Origin of the sequence: uncultured Bifidobacterium sp. (genome assembly GCF_949292005.1) — a bacterium.
Taxonomy (GTDB): domain Bacteria; phylum Actinomycetota; class Actinomycetes; order Actinomycetales; family Bifidobacteriaceae; genus Bifidobacterium.
In genome coordinates this window covers 1-2,731 of sequence record NZ_CASEXV010000070.1, presented here as the reverse complement: position 1 = coordinate 2,731, position 2,731 = coordinate 1, and the positions used below count along the sequence as shown (strand labels likewise).

3 protein-coding genes are annotated in these 2,731 nt (G+C 63.6%); all 3 read left to right on the top strand.

The genetic code is table 11. The features are described from left to right. On the top strand, positions 1-434 hold a 434-nt coding region (locus tag Q1X90_RS05105), incomplete at its 5' end, for an ERAP1-like C-terminal domain-containing protein (RefSeq protein ID WP_300767205.1). Positions 435-637: 203 nt separating this feature from the next. Next, positions 638-2,020 (top strand): phosphoglucosamine mutase, encoded by a 1,383-nt coding sequence (glmM, locus tag Q1X90_RS05100; RefSeq protein WP_300767203.1) that lies wholly within the window; start codon positions 638-640, stop codon positions 2,018-2,020. Continuing rightward, a complete protein-coding gene (locus Q1X90_RS05095; protein WP_300767201.1) occupies positions 2,017-2,706 on the top strand; it encodes a peptide deformylase in 690 nt (229 codons plus the stop codon). The genes glmM and Q1X90_RS05095 overlap by 4 nt, the downstream gene beginning before the upstream one ends. Positions 2,707-2,731 lie beyond the last annotated feature (25 nt).

Genomic DNA, 2,731 nt, shown 5'->3' with positions numbered 1-2,731 from the left:
ATCGCGAGTTCGCCTTCGGGGCCAAGGCCGCGCATGGAACGGCCGAGGCAAAGAGCTGGGCGTGGGATCAGGCCTTGGGCAACGCCGACCTGACCAACATGCAGTTGGAGGCTGTGGTCAACGGCATGACGGGCACCCCGCGGTCCGATCTGGCCGAGCCTTATGCGGAAAAGTACTTCAACGCGATCGACGGAATCTGGTCGGAGCGCACATTCCACATGGCCGAGGTGCTCATCGGCGGCCTGTATCCGGTGTATGCCGATCCGGCGCTTCTGGTGGAGCTGGGTGACGCCTGGCTTGAGGCGCATCGGGACGCGGACAGGGCGCTGCGCCGGATGGTCATCGACAACGTCGAGAGATCGCGTCGGACGCTTAAGGTTCAGGAGTATAACGCCGGGCTTGGCGTGGGCGCGGAGAGCGGCCAACGGGACTGACGGCCTGACGCGGCTGGTGGTCCGACGTGATGGGCGGTTTGCATGACCGCTGATCTGGCCCGGCTGCTGAGCTGATGGATGTGAGCTGCCCGGTCCTCCAATTGCGGGGGAACCGGGCAGTTTTCGTTTCGCGAGCGTTCCGGTGGCATGTGGCCGCTACGATGGTGGCCGGCAGGAAAGTCGATGTGGCAAGGATGGTTGCGATGCCGAGAATGTTCGGAACCGATGGTGTGCGGGGACTGGCCAATGGTCTTCTTACCTCGCGTTTGGCGCTTGATCTGGGGGATGCGGCGGTTCGCGTCCTGGGATCGGGGGATGCCAGCGGGCGCTCGCAGGGACGTCGGAGGGCTCTGGTCGGACGTGACACGCGCGTGTCCGGGGACTTTCTTTCGGCGGCGTTGTCCGCGGGAATGAGCGCGGGCGGATTCGATGTGATCGACGCGGGAATCATTCCCACCCCAGGAGTCGCCTATCTCAGCTCCGTCCTCAACGTCGAGATGGGGGCGGTCATATCGGCCTCCCATAATCCCATGCCGGACAATGGCATCAAGTTCTTCGCTCGTGGGGGCTTCAAGCTCCCCGACGCCAAGGAGGACGAGATCGAGTCGGTTCTCGGTCAGGACTGGGATCGTCCCACCGGTGATGGCGTGGGGCGCATTAGCCATGACACCGTCACCGCCACCAACCTGTACATCGACCATCTGGTGTCGACCATCGCCCCGATGGGACCGGGCAAGGTCCAGCCCAAGCCGTTGGAGGGTCTGAAGATCGTGGCCGACTGCGCGAACGGGGCCACCTCGGTGGTGGCGCCCGAGGCTCTGCGCAGGGCGGGGGCCGACGTTATCGTCATCAACGCGTCCCCTGACGGATACAACATCAACAAGAACGCCGGATCGACCCATCCCGAGCAGCTCCAGGCCATCGTCGCCGCATCGGACGCGGTTATGGGAGTCGCCTTCGATGGGGACGCCGACCGCTGCCTCGCGGTGGATGAGGATGGCCGGATGGTCAACGGCGACCAGATCATGGGAATCCTCGCACGGGCGAAGAAGCGTGAGGGCAAGCTCGCGCACGACACCCTCGTCGTCACCGTTATGAGCAATCTCGGACTCAAACTCGCGTTGCGCGACATGGGCATCTCGACCGTTCAGACCAATGTGGGAGACCGGTACGTTCTGGAGGAGATGCTGCGCGGAGGCTACTCGCTGGGCGGGGAGCAGTCCGGCCACGTCATCAACCGCGAGTTCGCGACCACCGGCGATGGCACACTCACCGCGCTCACCCTATGCAACGAGGTGGTGAATTCGGGAAGAAGCTTGAAGAGTCTGGCCTCGGATTTCCCGCAGCTGCCGCAACAGCTCATCAACGTTCCCCATGTGGACAAGAATGCGGCGACCACGAACGCCGAAGTGCTTCAGGCCGTTGAGCGTGAAACCGCACTTCTGGGCGACACCGGGAGGGTTCTGCTGCGGCCCAGCGGCACCGAGCCCCTTGTGCGCGTTATGGCGGAGGCGGCGACGCAGGAGCAGGCCGATGAGGTGTGCGAGCGCTTGGCCGGAATCGTGGCGAAGGAGCTGGCGATATGAGTTGGAAGTCGTCAGCGGCGAATGGGCGGCTTTCCGATGAGGAGTCGCGTGCCGACAAGGAACTGAACGAGGCGGTCGAGAGTCTTCTCGACACCGGCGGTAAGGATGGACTTCTGCCCATCGTCCAACTGGGGGAGCCTGTGCTGCGGCAGCCGACAGTCGCGTATGACGGACAACTGTCGGACAAGACCTTCGCGCGGTTGATCGACAGTATGCGCTCCACCATGCTGGAAGCTCCCGGGGTGGGTCTCGCGGCTCCCCAGATCGGTCTGGGGATGGCGTTGGCGGTGATAGAGGATCATGCGCGCGCCGACGATGAGGACGATCCCCGTGAAATCACGGATCTGCCTTTCCGGACCATCATCAATCCGACGTATGAGCCGGTGGGCGACGAGACTCGGAGCTTCTACGAGGGCTGTCTGAGCTTCGAAGGGTATCAGGCCGTCCGGCGCCGATGGCTCGACATCACGGCGCGGTGGCAGGACGAAGAGGGCGTCGCCCATGAGGAGCGTCTTCATGGATGGCCCGCGCGCATATTCCAGCATGAGACGGACCATCTCGGTGGTGAGGTCTATATCGATCAGGCGCAGATCCGCTCGCTGACATCGGATGACAATCTGATGGACTACTGGTGCGAGGATCCCGTCCCCACCGCGGCGGCCAAGGAGCTTGGATTCGAGTTGTAACGTCCGCCGCCGTTATTCGGTTCCT

Coding starts and splice junctions, on each gene's coding strand:
- glmM (WP_300767203.1), top strand. CDS start 638: ATGCCGAGAATGTTCGGAACCGATGGTGTGCGGGGACTGGCCAATGGT.
- Q1X90_RS05095 (WP_300767201.1), top strand. CDS start 2,017: ATGAGTTGGAAGTCGTCAGCGGCGAATGGGCGGCTTTCCGATGAGGAG.